Source organism: Paraburkholderia aspalathi (assembly GCF_900116445.1).
In the GTDB taxonomy this organism is placed as follows: Bacteria; Pseudomonadota; Gammaproteobacteria; order Burkholderiales; family Burkholderiaceae; genus Paraburkholderia; species Paraburkholderia aspalathi.
Window position 1 is genome coordinate 1 of sequence record NZ_FPBH01000037.1, and the last position, 15388, is coordinate 15388.

Genomic DNA, 15388 nt, shown 5'->3' on the forward strand with positions numbered 1-15388 from the left:
TCATTTCTCACCTCAGTTGGAGAATTATCCCCTTTAGAGGTGTCCAGGTTCATTGAACCACTACACACTTACTTTCTTTGCCGCCGCAAAGAAAGTAAGCAAAGAAAGCGGCTAGAAGCCCCTGCTAAGTGGGGCCCGTGGTCTGCTGCGGGTAGTGGTGCGACTGGAATCCGTGCTCTCGCACATTCGGCGTTAGTGACAAAGGACTCGTCAGCTCCCACTCCGCACTGCGTGCGTCGCGGACGGGTTTGCATGGGAAACCAAGGGCTTCGTTTGAGATCTGTGGGAGCCATCGGCTTCGCCTCGGCGAGGCGCCTCTGCACTCACCCCGGAAACCCCGCCTCAAACGATATGTCGGTGTGCTGAATCACCGCCCCGCCTCGCTCCACCCTGCCCCAATCCCAACCACGGTCGCGTTCGCATGTGCCATTGCCGTTGCCGTTGCCGTTGCCGTTGCAATCGGAATCGAGAAGGTGATGGCGGTGCAATGACGAGCCACGACCTGTCGGCGAGGGGTAGGAATTGAAACGTAGAGGGAGGTTTTATGAATGGCTCTTCGGCGCGCGCAGCGTCGCCGGAAGTATGACGCCCTTGTCACAAGCGCATGCATCGGCACGAACACAGATTCCAGTCGCACCACTACCCGTGGCAGACCACGGGCCCCACTTAGCAGGGGCTTCTAGCCGCTTTCTTTGCTTATCTTTCTTTGCGGCGGCAAAGAAAGTAAGTGCCGCCCCGCACAGGGGCAACGCTAATAGACCACTAACAATGCAAGGAAAGGCACCAAGGCCAGAGACACGAACAAAAAGCGCCGCGCAGGCAAAAAAACCGTCAATCTGGCAACTCAGCAGCCCCCATCCGCCGCGCAATCACGCGCGACCTTTGAGCCAGATACGCTGAGCCCCTGTGCTCATCAAAATACTTAGGCTGCGGCAGCATCACAGCCAGCCGCGCCGACTGCCCGGCAGTCAATTTGGCAGCAGAAGTCTTGTAGTAATAATGCGCGGCCGCCTCCGCGCCATAAACCCCATTGCCCCATTCAACGGAGTTGAGATAAATCTCAAAGATGCGCTGCTTGTCCATCAAGGTCTCAAGCATCCACGTGATGATCAGCTCCTGCCCCTTGCGGATATAACTCTTCTCACGAGATAGAAAAAGATTCCGCGCCAACTGCTGGGTAATCGTCGAACCACCGCGAACAATCTTGCCCTTGGCCTTGTTCTTCTCCCACGCCTGCAAAATGGCGTCGGTCTCGTAGCCGTTGTTGTTCACGAAGTTCGCGTCTTCGGACGCGATAATCGCTCGCTTCAGATTGTGCGAAATCTGTTCGTACGGTACCCACGTGCGTTGCACCGACAGATCAGGCCGGTCCTGCGACAAACGCCACGCGTCCGATCGCATAAAAGCGGTCGACCGGGGATTCGTGTAATTCCACACCGCAATCTGCGCGAAGTAAAACGCCTGCGTCGCAAGCCACGCAATCGCCAACACGGCGCCGAGATAGAAGATCCATCGCACCGGACCTGGCCGGCTCGCGCGCCGCGTTGTTTTCATCGTACCTGGAGTCCTCGAGTCGGTGAACGTGTGGGTCGGTGCGTTGCGTAGTCTGGAAATTAATGCGGTGGTCTATGCGTGCGGCGGCGCCGTCAATAACGCTCGCAATTCAGCCAGCACCGGCGCGCCGTCGGGCCGCACGCCTCGCCACACGTAAAACGATTCGGCCGCCTGCTCGACCAGCATGCCGAGGCCGTCGGCGCCGCGTGCACCCAGCTTCCGCGCGTGCTCCATGAACACCGTCGGATGCGCGCCGTACATCATGTCGTAAGCGAGTGTGCCGGCGCCGAACGCGCGGTCGTCGCATTCGGGCAACGAAGCATCCAGACTGCCCGCCGTCGCGTTGACGATCACGTCGTATGTGCCCACTTCGATCGCTCGCGCGCTGCCGCCGGTCAGACGGCATGCGGCGTCGCGTGCGGCCTGCGCGAACTGGTCCACGAGCACTTCGGCCTTCGCCGCTGTACGGTTGACGATCGTCAGCGTATGTGGCGAGCGGTCCAGCATCGGCAGCACGACGCCGCGCGCGGCGCCGCCCGCACCAAGCAGCAAAATCCGTGCACCCTTTAACGAAACGCCGAGATTCACCTCGATGTCTCGCACGAGGCCGAAGCCGTCCGTGTTGTCGCCGTAGACACCGTTTGCGTCGAACCGCAGTGTGTTCACCGCGCCCGCTGCTGCCGCCCGCGGCGACAGTGTGTTGGCGAACGCATGCGCGTCGAGCTTGAATGGCACCGTCACGTTCATGCCGCGGCCGCCAGCTTCGATAAAAGCGCGCACGTGCGGCACGAAAGCATCCACCGGCGCGAGCAGGTGGCCGTACTCGATCGGCTCGCCGGTTTGCGCGGCAAAGCGGCCATGAATGAACGGCGATTTGCTATGACCGACCGGGTTTCCGATGACCGCGTAGCGGTCGCGCGAATCGCTGACGCTCATCGTCCCGGCTCCGTTACGTGCTGCTGGTCGGCTGCTGCATCGCTGGTGCCAGCGGCGTTTTCGGCGTCGCCCGGTTCGGTCGCGCCGCCGTCGAGGTCGGCTTCCGCCTGAGCCTCGGCTTCGCCTTCGGCGCTTTCCTCAGCCACGTCGATGATTTCTTCTTCACCCTCGTCGGCTTCCTCAGCTTCGCTGCCGCTCGTCACCGCCGGCGCGTCGAGCACATGCAGCAGGCGCACGGACGCTTCGACGGTCAGTTCGTCGATCGACATCACTTCCATCTGCAAGCGCGTACCGCGTGCATGCACGCCGAGACCCGGCACATGCAGCAGCAGCGGAATCTCTTCCAGACGCACGAGATCGCCCTTCACCACCGATGCCACCACCTGCTTCCGGTTCTCCTGCTTCAGCCAGCGCAGGCACCAGAAGTACTCCATGCGGCGCTGGTGATCGGCATACGCGGTGTAGGTGTCGTCGAAACCTTGCACGACGGCGAACAGATCGGCGTCCTTGGGCTTGAACGGTGCGGCCAGTTTCGCGGTCACGCCATGCTGCACGCAGGCGAGCAACTGCCACTGGTTCACCAGGTCGACGTAGCGGCGCAGCGGCGACGTGCTCCACGCGTATTGCGTGACGCCCAAGCCTTCGTGCGGCGCTGCATTGGTTTGCATGCGGGTGCGCTTCGGGCCGGTCGGCGCACCGAACGCGCGTTGCGTACGGTAGATGCCCGGCACGCCGTGGTCATGCAGGAACGCGCCCCACGACGAGTTGGCGAGAATCGCGAGCTCCGCGACGATCGTGTCGAGCGGCGAACCACGCCGGCGCGGCGTGATCGTGATGTGCTCGCCTTCCACATAGAAGTTGAAATCGGTGTTGCGCTGCACTTCGCGGCGCAGGCCGTAACCGGCGCGCGCGGTCTGACGCTTTTCGAACAGCGCCTGCGCGAACGGCCACAGCACGGCAATGTCTTCCTTGTGCGGATAATCGCCGGTGCCGGCGGCCAGCGCCTCTTCGGTGACCAGCTCGTCCAGCGTGTTGTGGCGCAGATTGTTCTTCACGAACACACGCTCGGCGCGCGTTTCGCTCGCCACGATTTCCTGCGTCTCGCGATTGATGATCACGTACAGCGACAGCGCCGGCCGCAAGCCGCCTTCGGCCAGGGTGAACGCTTCCACGACGCTATCGGGCAGCATCGTGATCTTGTCGCCCGGCATATAGACGGTCGACAAACGCGTGCGCGCGATCGCATCGACCTCGTCGCCACGCGCGATGCCGAGCGCCGGCGCGGCAATGTGCACGCCGATCCGCACGCGGCCGTCGGCCAGATGCTCAACGGAGAACGCATCGTCGATTTCGGTCGTGGTGATGTCGTCGATCGAGAACGCCTGTACATCGGCTTCCGGCAGATCTTCCGGCAATGTGCCGACCGTGACCGGCGGAAAGCCGGTGCCGTGCGGGAAAAACTCAGAGAGGAATTTCGCCTCATGCAACGCGCGAGCCGACGGAATTCCACCGCATTCGAGCATCAGCCGCGCCTGTGAGATACCGCGCGCCGCGGCCGCGCCTTCGAGCGCCTTGTATTCGATCGTGTTCTTGTCGGGCCTCGTGAGCAAAGCCAGCGCCTTGCTGCCGCTGAAGCCTTCCGGCAGACGGCCCGCCTTCAGTTCGTCTTCGTAACCGGCCTGCACCAGCGCCTGCTGGCGTTTACGCTCCAGTCCGGCGAGCGCCATCTTGAGTTGCTCCTGCGGCGCGCGCTGGTACATGCCGCGGCCCTTGCGGCGGAAGTACACCGGCGAGCCGTGCAGGCGCAGCACCAGCGCCGCACGCTCGATGGCGCCGAACCCATCGCCGAAATACTCGGCGCCCAGCGTGGCAAACGGGAATTCGTCTTCCGGCGCGCATTCCCACAGGAAGTCCAGATCGATATCCTGCGCGGCGGCGTCAGCCTGTTGCATCAGCTCGCCCGCGCTCGGCTTTTCGAATTCGATCAGCACGTCTTTCGCGCGCACCTTGGCGCGCCGGCCGCCCGGCAGCTCGACCTGAAAAGCATCGCCCTGACGCGACAGCACGCTGCCCGCCTTGAAACTGCCCGATTCCTCAAAGAAAACGTTCACTCAATACTCTCGTTCTGTCTTGCATCTGCCGGCGCGCCCGATTGGGTTCAGCTATCGGTCACTGCGTGCGCGGCACGGCAACGTGTTCGTGGTAGTGGATCCGCGGCGCGATACGCGCGCGCCGGCGGCATGATTCTGGTGATCCGCAACGGCCTCGCTGCGGGATCGTCGGCACGCTCAGGCGGCTTCGCGCGGCGCCGGCGGCTCGACGTCTTCGGCATCGCAAAAGGCCAGCACCTCGTCGACGTATTGCGCGAATTCGCTGATCGCGTGGTCACTCCCTTGGATCAGCGTAGTGCGTGCGCCCGGATAGTGCGCGAGCATTTCGCGGTAATCGAGCACTTCGTCGCCGGTGGCGGCCATCAAATAATAGCGTTCGGGCCGAGTGATCGACGCGACGCCGAGCGCGCGCAGCTCGTCCAGATGATGCGGCTCGACCGTGATGCTGCCGCCGCCGTGCCACAGCGGCTGCTCGCCGAGATAGGCGCTCAGGTCGCGCTGCGGCACGACCGCCGGGTTCAACAGCACCGCCGGCCAGCCGTGCTTCTCGGCGAGATGCGTGGCGAAGTAGCCGCCGAGCGAACTGCCGATCACCGTGACGTCTTTCGGCTTCGCAGCCGCGACCAGCGATTCAGCGAGCGCAACGGTCTCGAACGGCGAAACCGGCAGCATCGGACAGCACCACTCGTCGCTGCGGCCGAGTTCGACGAGACGCGCCGCCAGCACGCGCGCCTTGAACGAATTGGGTGACGAACGGAAACCGTGCAAATAAAGGATCACGAAGCGCCTCGTGCCGAAAGTGCGTCGAGCAGCTTCTGATGCACGCCGCCGAAGCCGCCGTTGCTCATCACCAGAATCTGGTCGCCGGGGCGCGCTGCGTGAACCACCGCCTTGACCAGCGCGTCGAGATTGTCGAATGCCTGCGCTTTGCCGCCGAGCGGTGCGAGCGCCTCGCCGAGATCCCAGCCGAGTGCGTCGCGGCCAGCCGGCGCGCCGTAGCCGAACACGAGATCGGCGTTCGCCAGACTCGCCGGCAGTTGCGCCTTCATCACCCCGAGCTTCATGGTGTTCGAGCGCGGTTCCAGCACGGCCAGGATTCGCGTGTTTTCATGGCCGACGCGGGCGCGCAGTCCGGCCACCGTCGTTTCGATGGCCGTGGGGTGGTGAGCGAAATCGTCGTAGACGGTCACACCGTCGACGCTGCCGCGCACTTCCATGCGGCGCTTCACATTCCGGAAACTTGCGAGCGACTTCGCGGCTTGCGCCGGCGGCACGCCGACATGGCGCGCGGCGGCGATCGCGGCAAGCGCATTCATGCGGTTGTGTTCGCCCTGCACCTGCCACTCGACCACGCCGACGCGCTCACTGTTGTGATACACGGCGAAACGCTCGTCGACCGGCACGCCGTCTTCCGCCGGCAGGGTTTCCCAGCCGCCTTGCACGCCGAACCGCTCGACTTCGCTCCAGCAACCGCGCGTCAGCACGCGCTCCAGCGCGTCTTCACGACCGTTCGTGACGATACGGCCAATGCCCGGCACCGTGCGGATCAGGTGATGGAACTGCGTTTCGATCGCGGCCAGATCCGGGAAAATGTCGGCGTGATCGAACTCGAGGTTGTTCAGCACCGCGGTTTTCGGCCGGTAGTGCACGAACTTGGAGCGCTTGTCGAAGAAGGCCGTGTCGTACTCGTCGGCTTCGATCACGAAGAAGCTCGAATCGGTCAGCCGCGCTGACACCCCGAAGTTCAGCGGCACGCCGCCGATCAGGAAGCCCGGATTGAGACCCGCGTCTTCGAGCAGCCAGGTCAGCATCGAACTGGTGGTGGTCTTGCCGTGCGTGCCGGCCACCGCCAGCACCCACTTGCCGTTCAGTACGTGCTCGCCGAGCCACTGCGGACCGGACACATAAGGCAGGCCGCGATCGAGGATCGCTTCCATCAGCGGGTTGCCGCGCGAGACCACATTGCCGATCACGAACAGGTCGGCATTGAGGCCGTTCAACTGCTCGGCGTCATAGCCTTCAATCAGACGAATGCCTTGCGCCTCGAGCTGCGTGCTCATCGGCGGATAGACGCCGGCGTCGCAGCCCGTCACGGTGTGGCCCGCGCCGCGCGCGAGGACCGCGAGTCCGCCCATGAACGTGCCGCAGATACCGAGGATGTGGATGTGCATAAGCCTGTCGTGCCGCGCGGGCGTATTTTGCGAGGGATGGGAGTGCGGAAGAGCGGTCGAAACGACCGTCCGCAAAGGACGCTATTGTAACCGACGCCTCCGAATCGCCCTACGAACGGGGCCGCCAGGATGGCTGCCCGTCCCGCCCCCGCAAAACGCCCTGCGTGAACCGCCCAGAAAGGGCTGTCATCAATCTCTAGTATGATTGAGAGATGGTTCGCAAATCACATTTCGATCCGCAGCGCGTGCGCGAGGAAATCGCCATCGCGGCTGCCCGGATGATCGCTGAAGACGGTCTGGACTACGCAACGGCCAAGCGTAAAGCGGCACGGCAGGTAGTCGGCGAGAGCCGTGTTGCCGGCGAATGGCTGCCGGATAACGACCAGATCGAAGAAGAAATCCGTGAATATCAGTCGCTGTTCCAGGGCGACAGCCAGCCAGTGTTGTTGCGGCGGCTGCGCCGTATCGCGATCGACTGGATGGAGCGGCTTGCGCCGTTCAATCCCTATCTGACCGGCGCGGTGCTTGGCGGCACAGCCGGCGAACACTCGGATATCCACCTTCAGGTGTTCTGCGACAACCCGAAAGAAGTGGCGATCTACTTTCTGAACGCCAACATCCAGTACGACGTTTCGGAGACGCGGCATTTTGCCGGCCGCGGCTACGTCGAGACGCTGAGCTTCCTCTGGCGCCCCACGAACGAAGGGCGCGATGCGGAGCCGGCCGGCATCCACGTCGCCCTGTACGAAACGGACGACTTGCGCGGCGCGGTTCGGGCCGACGCGCGCGGCCGCACGGCCCGGGCGAATCAGCAGGCCGTTCAGGCGCTGCTCGACAGCAGCAATGTCACCTCTTCAACTAATTAGACAGACCTAGACCTGGAATGAATACGAAACGGATTCTGGCAGGCGCGCTCGTCGCGATCGCCGCCGCGGGTGGCGGAGTGCTGGCCAATCACTTGCTGAACGGCGACCCGGAAGTCGCCCACGCGGCGCAGCCCGGTTCCACGCAAAGCGCCGTCGAGCAACTTTGGACCGCGCCCGTCACGAATGTCGACGGCAAGCCGCAATCGCTAAGTTTGCTTAAAGGTCACCCAATCGTCGTCAACTTCTGGGCGTCCTGGTGCGGACCGTGCGTAGAGGAAATGCCCGCTCTTTCGCAACTTCAACGCGAATATGCGAAGAAAGGGATCCAGTTTGTAGGACTTGGCGTCGATTCGGATAAAAACGTCCAGGCGTTCCTGCAGAAGGTGAAAGTGGCCTACCCGGTCTACGTGACCGGGTTTGGCGGCGCCGATCTTGCGCGCGCATTCGGCAATACTGCGGGCGGCCTGCCCTTTACCGTCGTAATCGACGCAAAAGGCAACATCCGCTCGACAAAATTAGGGCAAATCGACCCACAAGCGCTGAAACAGACGCTCGACGCGCTCTAAATTTCACATTCTTTTGACGATCAGATCGGGGCAAAAGGCGCGAAATTACGCGCAAATCGCTCGAATTTGAGAGAAGATGGGCGCCCGGAGAGGTGGCGAAAGATCGCCAGGATCGTTTCCAACGCGCAGGAAACTAGACAAGTTTCTCTAATCAGCGCTAAAGTGCGCCCAATTCCACGGAAAAAGAAGCGACCATGACGCGACTGCTGGTACTGCACGGCCCCAACCTCAACCTTCTCGGCACCCGGGAACCGGAGGTTTATGGCCGCGTAACGCTGCCGCAGATCGATCAGGCACTTGCGGACCGCGCAGCGGACGCAGGCGTCGAACTCGCGTCGTTCCAGAGCAATCATGAAGGCGCTCTCGTCGATCGCATCCAATCCGCCCGGACTGAACAAACCGATTTCATACTGATCAATCCCGCCGCGTACACGCACACCAGCGTGGCCATTCGGGACGCACTGGCGGGGGTCGGCATCCCGTTCGTCGAGATTCATCTCTCGAACGTACATCGCCGCGAACCGTTCCGGCATCACTCGTATTTCTCCGACCAGGCTGAAGGCGTGATTTGCGGCCTTGGCTGGAAGGGATATATGTACGCGCTCGAATTCGCGCTCGACCGGCTGTCGGCCGGCTCGTCGCGCGGCTGATTCCAAACACGTCCAATTTAAGCCGGGTACTGCGATTGCACGCGCCGGCACTTTACGCATTGAAAGGGGCTTCCTGATGGATCTACGTAAACTGAAAACTCTGATCGACCTCGTCTCGGAGTCCGGTATTTCCGAACTCGAAGTGACCGAAGGCGAAGGCAAGGTCCGCATCGTCAAGAATGCGCCGCCGGTTTACGTGCAACCGTCCGCTTCGTATGCTCCGCAATATGCCCAGCCGGCACCGCTGCCGGGCGGCGAAGCACCGGCTGCCGCAGCGGGCGCCCCGGCTACGCCGGCGCCCGTCGCGCCGCAAGGCCACGTGGTGACCTCGCCGATGGTCGGCACCTTCTACCGCGCACCGTCGCCGGGCGCCGATCCGTTCGTCCAGGTGGGCGACACGGTCAAGGAAGGCCAGACGATCTGCATCATCGAAGCGATGAAGCTGCTCAACGAAATCGAGTCGGACAAGTCCGGCGTGGTGAAGGAAATCCTCGTCGAAAACGGCCAGGCGGTCGAGTACGGCCAACCGCTGTTCGTGGTCGGCTAACGCGGCACGCTTTGCGCTTTTTTTGCGCCTGCCGCCCGCGCGCCTGCCGTCCCGAGGCGCGCGACCGATCCTCTGAGGCAGCCCGTGTTGTGATCGACCGGGCGCCTATTGATGAGTCGAAAATCCGCTATGTTTGAAAAAATTCTTATTGCCAATCGTGGCGAGATCGCGCTTCGCATCCAGCGCGCCTGCCGCGAACTGGGCGTCAAGACGGTCGTCGTCTATTCGGAAGCCGACAAGGAAGCCAAGTACGTGAAGCTCGCCGACGAGGCGGTCTGTATCGGCCCGGCGCCTTCGAATCTGAGCTACCTGAACATGCCGGCGCTGATCAGCGCGGCAGAAGTGACGGACGCCGAAGCGATCCACCCCGGCTACGGCTTCCTGTCGGAAAACGCCGACTTCGCCGAGCGCGTCGAGCAGTCCGGCTTCACCTTTATCGGCCCACGCCCGGAAACGATCCGGATGATGGGCGACAAGGTGACCGCCAAGCAAACCATGATCAAGACCGGCGTGCCCTGCGTGCCGGGTTCTGAAGGCGCGTTGCCGGAAGATCCGAAAGAGATCGTGAAAATTGCCCGCCAGGTCGGCTACCCGGTGATCATCAAGGCCGCCGGCGGCGGCGGTGGCCGCGGCATGCGCGTGGTCCACACCGAAGCAGCGCTGGTCAACGCCGTCAACATGACGCGCGAAGAAGCCGGCCGTGCGTTCGGCAACCCGCAGGTCTACATGGAGAAATTCCTGGAGAACCCGCGGCACATCGAAATTCAGATTCTGTCCGACTCGTTCAAGAACGCAGTCTGGCTCGGCGAGCGCGATTGCTCGATGCAGCGCCGTCACCAGAAAGTGATCGAAGAAGCGCCGGCGCCCGGCATCGCGCGCCGCCTGATCGACCGCATCGGCGATCGCTGTGCGGACGCCTGCAAGAAGATGGGCTATCTTGGCGCGGGTACGTTCGAATTCTTGTACGAAAACGGCGAGTTCTACTTCATCGAAATGAACACGCGCGTGCAGGTCGAGCATCCGGTGACCGAGCTGATCACGGGCGTCGACATCGTGCAGGAACAGATTCGCATCGCAGCGGGCGAGAAGCTCGCGTTCCGTCAGCGCGACATCGTGTTCAAGGGTCACGCGATCGAATGCCGGATCAACGCGGAAGATCCGTTCAAGTTCACGCCGTCTCCGGGACGTTTGACGTCGTGGCATATGCCGGGCGGCCCCGGCATCCGAGTCGATTCGCACGCCTACAATGGCTATTTCGTGCCGCCGAACTATGATTCGATGATCGGCAAGCTGATCGCTTACGGCGCGACGCGCGAGCAGGCGATCAAGCGGATGCGCATCGCGCTGTCGGAAATGGTGGTGGAAGGCATCCAGACCAACATCCCGCTGCACCGCGAGCTGATGCTGGACGCGAAGTTCGTGGAAGGCGGCACCAGCATTCACTACCTCGAAAACCGGTTGGCCGCGAAACAGCAGGCCGCGCCGGAAGAAGCGTAAGTCATGAGCTACCGGGAACTGATCGCCGAGCTGGCACGCGAGCACGCGGAGGAGTTCTCCGACGCGCTGCTCGAGTTGGGTGCGTTGTCCGTATCGGTTGAAGATGCGGACGCCGACACGCCCGACGAGCAGCCGCTGTTCGGCGAGCCCGGTCTCACGCCGAATCGTACGGCGTGGCAGCGTTCGCGCGTGATCGCCCTGCTCGCGCCGGAACAGGAGCCGGGTGTGCTGCTCGCGGCGGCGGCCAACGAGGTGGGGCTGGAAAGCGCGCCGTCGTTTACCGTGCGTGAAGTCGAAGAGCAGGATTGGGTGCGTCTCACACAGTCGCAATTCGATCCGATTTCGATCGGCGAGCGCATCTGGGTGGTGCCCTCGTGGCACGACGCACCGGACCCTGACGCACTCGTGCTGGAACTCGATCCGGGCCTCGCGTTCGGCACCGGCAGCCATCCCACTACGCGTCTGTGTATGGAATGGCTGGAGCAGTCGGTGAAGGCGGAGCAATCCGTGCTCGACTACGGCTGCGGCTCGGGCATCCTCGCGATCCTCGCGAAGAAGTGCGGCGCCAACCCGGTGTACGGCATCGATATCGACCCGCAGGCGGTCGAATCGGCGCGTTACAACAGCGAGCGCAACCGGGCGGAAGTCACGTACGGTTTGCCAGACGAATGCCCCACCGGCGAGTTCGATATCGTGGTCGCCAACATCCTCTCCAACCCGCTCAAGCTGATGGCGTCGATGTTGTCGTCGAAGGTCAAGGCGGGTGGCCGGATCGCGCTGTCAGGCATTCTGGCGCGCCAGGCGGACGAAGTGGCGCAGGTCTATTCGCGATGGATCGACATCGGCGTATGGCGCGAACACGAAGGTTGGGTATGCCTGACGGGAACGCGCCGCGAAAGCCATTAGAATAAGGCGTATTGTCCAACCAACGGCCTTTCGGCTTATCGGCTCAATATGCTCCTGGCGACGCGTTGCCCCTTCTGCGAAACCGTCTTCCGCCTGCAACCGGCGCAGCTCGCGCTGCGCCGCGGCCTCGTGCGTTGCGGGCATTGCCATGAAGTATTCGACGCATCGAGCAGCCTGTTCGAACTGAACGAGGCCGGCGACTTCTCCTCCGCCAAGCCAATTGCCGCGGCTGCGGCGATCGAGGCCTTGTCCGGCGTACGCCCCAAGGGCCCCGATTTCAGCGCTGAAGCATGGGATCCATGGGCGCCGACGCCCGACGCCACGATCGACAACCGCCTGCTTCACAACGCCAGCAATCTGCCGCTTACGCCGATTTCAACCGGCGCAGGCGTCGCGGTCACGCCGCGTCACGCTACCGAGCCGGAACTGCCGGCGAGCGCCTTCACCACGCCGATTGCTGCCGACCACGAACCCAGTCTCGCGAACGCGCCGCTCGAACCCGTTGCCAACGAGGCCGAGACGCCCCCGGACCTGCCGCGTGAGCCTTTCGCTTACGAGGCCAATCCGTCTACGGAAGCAGCGCCGCGGGTCTGGCACAAGACCGAGCGTCCTTCTGAACATCTTGCTGATGCTGACGAGCCGGTTTTGCACGAGCCGGCCAGCTTGCATGGCATTCCTGACAATGAACCGCATTTCGGTGGGGCCGCCTCAGGTGCGGCCGGCTTAGGTGGGGCCGGCTTAGGCGCTGCAGGCGTAGCTGCGGCAGCCGGACTGGGTGCAGCCGCCGCGGGCGGTGGCTCGGGCCCAGCCAGCTTTGGATCGAGCGGCGAACCCTTCGCGGTCCAGCCGGTGCATGACGGCGTCGATCCCTTCCCGGTGGTGCGCGAAACCCGCCCGGCCGAACCGCGCCGCCTCGGCTGGATCATCTTCGGCTCGGTGGTCGCCGCACTGCTGGTTATCGCCCTGCTCGCGCAACTCGCCTGGTGGCAGCGTGAAACCGTGCAGGTCTACTTCCCACGCTCGCAGACCCTCTACGTAAAGGCCTGCGCGCAGCTCGGCTGCCAGATCACGCCGCCGCACGACATCGACGGTTTGCAGGTCGAACCGTCCGACCTGCGGCAGATCGACGGCCCGCACAAGCTCGAACTGAAAATGCCGCTGCGCAACCGCGCCAATGTTGCGCTGGCCTACCCGGCGATCGAACTCACGCTGCTCGACGACCAGAACAATGTCGCCGTGCGCCGCGTGCTGTGGCCGCAAGACTACGTCGCACCCGGCACGCCGATTGCGGCCGGACTGCCGGCGCACACGACCCAGACCATGATCGTGCATCTCGACACGGGCAATGCGGTCGCGTCAAATTTCCGCGTACAGATTTTTTATCCGTAACGCATCCTCGCGCCCGGCACTGACCGGGCGTGTTCACCGTCATTACTGACGAATTTTCGGAGCACGACAACATGAGTCAAGTTACGCTGGGTGGCAACCCGATCGAAGTAGCCGGCACGTTCCCGAGCGTGGGCCAGACTGCCCCCGCCTTCTCGCTGGTCGGCAAGGATCTGAAGCCGCTGTCGCTGGCCGACTTTGCCGGCAAGCGCAAGGTGCTGAACATCGTCCCGAGCCTCGACACGCCGACCTGCGCCACGTCGACCCGCAAGTTCAACGAGGCTGCAGCCAAGCTGAGCAACACGGCTGTGATCGTCGTGTCGGGCGACCTGCCGTTCGCCGCATCGCGTTTCTGCACGACCGAAGGCATCGAGAACGTCGTGACGGCGTCCACGTTCCGCGGCCATGAGTTCGCGCAAGCCTATGGCGTGGACGTCACGAGCGGCCCGCTGACGGGTCTGACGGCACGCGCCGTGGTGGTCGTCGACGAGAACGACAAGGTCGTGCACGCTGAGCTGGTCGGCGAAATCAAGAACGAGCCGAACTACGACGCAGCGCTTGCCGCGCTGAAGTAAAACCTTCGCGCACGAACCCCGGCGCCGCGCTTCATGCGCGGCGCTGTCACATCGTCGTGCCCATTCTCTTTATCGATTTTTACAGGAACGCTCGCCTTGGCTACGCTGATTTGCGGTTCGCTCGCCTACGACAACATCATGACCTTCGAAGGCCGCTTTCGGGAGCACATCCTGCCGGAGCAGGTCCACATCCTGAATGTGAGCTTCCTCGTGCCGACGATGCGCCGTGAGTTCGGCGGCTGCGCGGGCAATATCGCCTACTCGCTGCATCTGCTCGGCGGCAACGCGCGCATCATGGGCGCGCTTGGCGCGATCGACGCGCAGCTCTACATGGACCGCTTCAGGCAGCTCGGCCTCTCGACGGAAAACGTCCTGGTGGTGCCGGACACGTACTCGGCCCAGGCGATGATCACCACCGACCTCGAAAACAACCAGATCACCGCGTTCCACCCTGGTGCGATGATGCAGGCGCACCTGAACCGCGCCGACGAAGCGAAGGGCATCACCCTCGGCATCGTCGGACCGGACGGTTACGACGCCATGATCCAGCATTCCGAGCACCTGGCAGCGGCCGGCGTGCCGTTTATCTTCGATCCGGGCCAAGGTTTGCCGCTGTTCAACGGTGAGTCGCTGCGCCGCATGATTGAACTTGCTACTTACGTAGCTGTCAACGATTACGAAGCCAAACTGGTGAGCAACAAAACGGGTTGGTCGATCGAAGAGATCGCCGGCAAGGTCGAAGCGCTGATTGTCACGCTCGGCGAACAAGGCGCGCAGATCCATCACGCCGGTGGCATCGAAGCCATTCCGGCGGTCAAGGCACAGCAGGTGCTCGACCCTACGGGCTGTGGCGACGCGTTCCGCGGCGGCTTGCTCTACGGCATCGAGAACAAGCTGGGCTGGGCGACCACGGGGCGTCTGGCAAGTCTGATGGGCGCGCTGAAGATCGAACACCAAGGCCCGCAAAACTACGCGCCCAACCGGGCGGAGATCAACGAACGGTTCAAGCAGGCGTTCGGATACGACCTGCAGTAATGCCGCAAGCTATTGGAGTTAGGGAATGAGAACAACGAGTCGCCTGGTAGTGGCCGCCTTGATCGCCGGTTCGCTGGCCATGTCGGGGTGTGCGTACAACAGCAGTTCTGCCGACGTCTACACGGCGTCGCAGGCACAACGCGAAGAAACGGTCCGCATGGGCACGGTCGACAGCGTTCGGGCCGTGAAGATCAGTTCGAACAACGGCCAGCCGAGCGGCTTGGGTGCGATCGGCGGCGGCGCGTTGGGCGCGGTGGCCGGCAGCGCGATCGGCGGTGGTCGCGGCTCGATCGTGACGGGCATCATCGGCGGCCTGGCTGGCGCAGTGGCAGGCAATGCGGTCGAGAACGGCGTTGCGGTGCACGACGGCCTCGAGATCACCGTGCGACTCGATAACGGCGACATGCGCGCGATTACCCAAAGCGCCACCGGCGAAATCTTCCGCGCCGGCGAGCGCGTCCGTCTGCTTTCCAGCGGCGGCGTCACGCGCGTCACACACTAAGTTTCCCCTCTCGTGCGGTCGCGCTTCACGCGCCACCGCGACGACTTCAAACGCATGCCCTCTGTGCATGCGTTTTTTTTCGCCTG

The 15388-nt window shown here is 63.3% G+C and carries 15 protein-coding genes; 10 read left to right on the forward strand and 5 right to left on the reverse strand.

The features are described 5' to 3' along the window. Window positions 1–831 precede the first annotated feature (831 nt). The 5 genes from mtgA to mpl form a co-directional block, all read right to left on the reverse strand. Complete coding sequence (mtgA, locus tag BM438_RS37575; RefSeq protein WP_093645184.1) at window positions 832–1554, reverse strand: monofunctional biosynthetic peptidoglycan transglycosylase; 723 nt, start codon at window positions 1552–1554, stop codon at window positions 832–834. A 72-nt stretch (window positions 1555–1626) separates the two neighbouring features. Next, complete coding sequence (gene aroE, locus BM438_RS37580) at window positions 1627–2490, reverse strand: shikimate dehydrogenase (RefSeq protein ID WP_093645186.1); 864 nt, start codon at window positions 2488–2490, stop codon at window positions 1627–1629. After that, window positions 2487–4601 carry a ribonuclease catalytic domain-containing protein gene (locus tag BM438_RS37585; protein WP_093645188.1) on the reverse strand — a complete coding sequence of 705 codons (2115 nt, stop codon included), beginning with the start codon at window positions 4599–4601 and terminating at the stop codon, window positions 2487–2489. The genes aroE and BM438_RS37585 overlap by 4 nt, the downstream gene beginning before the upstream one ends. 177 nt (window positions 4602–4778) lie before the next feature. After that, window positions 4779–5381: a YqiA/YcfP family alpha/beta fold hydrolase gene (locus BM438_RS37590; RefSeq protein ID WP_093645190.1), complete on the reverse strand. Its 603-nt coding sequence runs from the start codon at window positions 5379–5381 to the stop codon at window positions 4779–4781. Further along, window positions 5378–6772, reverse strand: a complete 1395-nt coding sequence (gene mpl / locus BM438_RS37595) for a UDP-N-acetylmuramate:L-alanyl-gamma-D-glutamyl-meso-diaminopimelate ligase (RefSeq protein WP_093645192.1) — start codon at window positions 6770–6772, stop codon at window positions 5378–5380. Before mpl ends, BM438_RS37590 begins: the two co-directional genes overlap by 4 nt. A gap of 212 nt (window positions 6773–6984) precedes the next feature. Between mpl and BM438_RS37600 the strand changes: the two genes are divergently transcribed. The 10 genes from BM438_RS37600 (at window position 6985) to BM438_RS37645 (ending at window position 15302) form a co-directional block, all read left to right on the forward strand. After that, the gene (locus BM438_RS37600; protein ID WP_093645194.1) at window positions 6985–7638 is read left to right on the forward strand and encodes a UDP-N-acetylmuramate--alanine ligase; all 654 of its coding nucleotides are present in this window, start codon (window positions 6985–6987) and stop codon (window positions 7636–7638) included. A 17-nt stretch (window positions 7639–7655) separates the two neighbouring features. Continuing rightward, window positions 7656–8204, forward strand: coding sequence for a TlpA family protein disulfide reductase (locus BM438_RS37605; protein WP_093645197.1), 549 nt, complete (start codon window positions 7656–7658; stop codon window positions 8202–8204). A 194-nt stretch (window positions 8205–8398) separates the two neighbouring features. Further along, a complete protein-coding gene (gene aroQ, locus BM438_RS37610; protein ID WP_093645199.1) occupies window positions 8399–8854 on the forward strand; it encodes a type II 3-dehydroquinate dehydratase in 456 nt (151 codons plus the stop codon). Between the two features lie 76 nt (window positions 8855–8930). Next, a complete protein-coding gene (gene accB, locus BM438_RS37615) occupies window positions 8931–9401 on the forward strand; it encodes an acetyl-CoA carboxylase biotin carboxyl carrier protein (RefSeq protein WP_093645201.1) in 471 nt (156 codons plus the stop codon). A gap of 129 nt (window positions 9402–9530) precedes the next feature. Beyond that, a complete protein-coding gene (gene accC, locus BM438_RS37620; RefSeq protein ID WP_054040733.1) occupies window positions 9531–10898 on the forward strand; it encodes an acetyl-CoA carboxylase biotin carboxylase subunit in 1368 nt (455 codons plus the stop codon). 3 nt (window positions 10899–10901) lie between these two features. After that, window positions 10902–11804 (forward strand): 50S ribosomal protein L11 methyltransferase, encoded by a 903-nt coding sequence (gene prmA, locus BM438_RS37625; RefSeq protein ID WP_093645203.1) that lies wholly within the window; start codon window positions 10902–10904, stop codon window positions 11802–11804. 48 nt (window positions 11805–11852) lie between these two features. After that, a complete protein-coding gene (locus BM438_RS37630) occupies window positions 11853–13193 on the forward strand; it encodes a zinc-ribbon and DUF3426 domain-containing protein (RefSeq protein ID WP_093645206.1) in 1341 nt (446 codons plus the stop codon). 71 nt (window positions 13194–13264) lie between these two features. Next, window positions 13265–13765: a thiol peroxidase gene (gene tpx, locus BM438_RS37635; protein ID WP_054040805.1), complete on the forward strand. Its 501-nt coding sequence runs from the start codon at window positions 13265–13267 to the stop codon at window positions 13763–13765. Between the two features lie 96 nt (window positions 13766–13861). Further along, entirely contained in the window at window positions 13862–14800 is a 939-nt protein-coding gene (locus BM438_RS37640; protein ID WP_093645208.1) for a carbohydrate kinase family protein, read from the forward strand. A gap of 25 nt (window positions 14801–14825) precedes the next feature. Next, window positions 14826–15302, forward strand: coding sequence for an outer membrane lipoprotein (locus BM438_RS37645; protein ID WP_054040737.1), 477 nt, complete (start codon window positions 14826–14828; stop codon window positions 15300–15302). Window positions 15303–15388 lie beyond the last annotated feature (86 nt).

Coding starts and splice junctions, on each gene's coding strand:
- mtgA (WP_093645184.1), bottom strand. CDS start 1,554: ATGAAAACAACGCGGCGCGCGAGCCGGCCAGGTCCGGTGCGATGGATC.
- mpl (WP_093645192.1), bottom strand. CDS start 6,772: ATGCACATCCACATCCTCGGTATCTGCGGCACGTTCATGGGCGGACTC.
- accB (WP_093645201.1), top strand. CDS start 8,931: ATGGATCTACGTAAACTGAAAACTCTGATCGACCTCGTCTCGGAGTCC.
- aroE (WP_093645186.1), bottom strand. CDS start 2,490: ATGAGCGTCAGCGATTCGCGCGACCGCTACGCGGTCATCGGAAACCCG.
- BM438_RS37605 (WP_093645197.1), top strand. CDS start 7,656: ATGAATACGAAACGGATTCTGGCAGGCGCGCTCGTCGCGATCGCCGCC.
- tpx (WP_054040805.1), top strand. CDS start 13,265: ATGAGTCAAGTTACGCTGGGTGGCAACCCGATCGAAGTAGCCGGCACG.
- aroQ (WP_093645199.1), top strand. CDS start 8,399: ATGACGCGACTGCTGGTACTGCACGGCCCCAACCTCAACCTTCTCGGC.
- BM438_RS37600 (WP_093645194.1), top strand. CDS start 6,985: ATGGTTCGCAAATCACATTTCGATCCGCAGCGCGTGCGCGAGGAAATC.
- accC (WP_054040733.1), top strand. CDS start 9,531: ATGTTTGAAAAAATTCTTATTGCCAATCGTGGCGAGATCGCGCTTCGC.
- BM438_RS37630 (WP_093645206.1), top strand. CDS start 11,853: ATGCTCCTGGCGACGCGTTGCCCCTTCTGCGAAACCGTCTTCCGCCTG.
- prmA (WP_093645203.1), top strand. CDS start 10,902: ATGAGCTACCGGGAACTGATCGCCGAGCTGGCACGCGAGCACGCGGAG.
- BM438_RS37645 (WP_054040737.1), top strand. CDS start 14,826: ATGAGAACAACGAGTCGCCTGGTAGTGGCCGCCTTGATCGCCGGTTCG.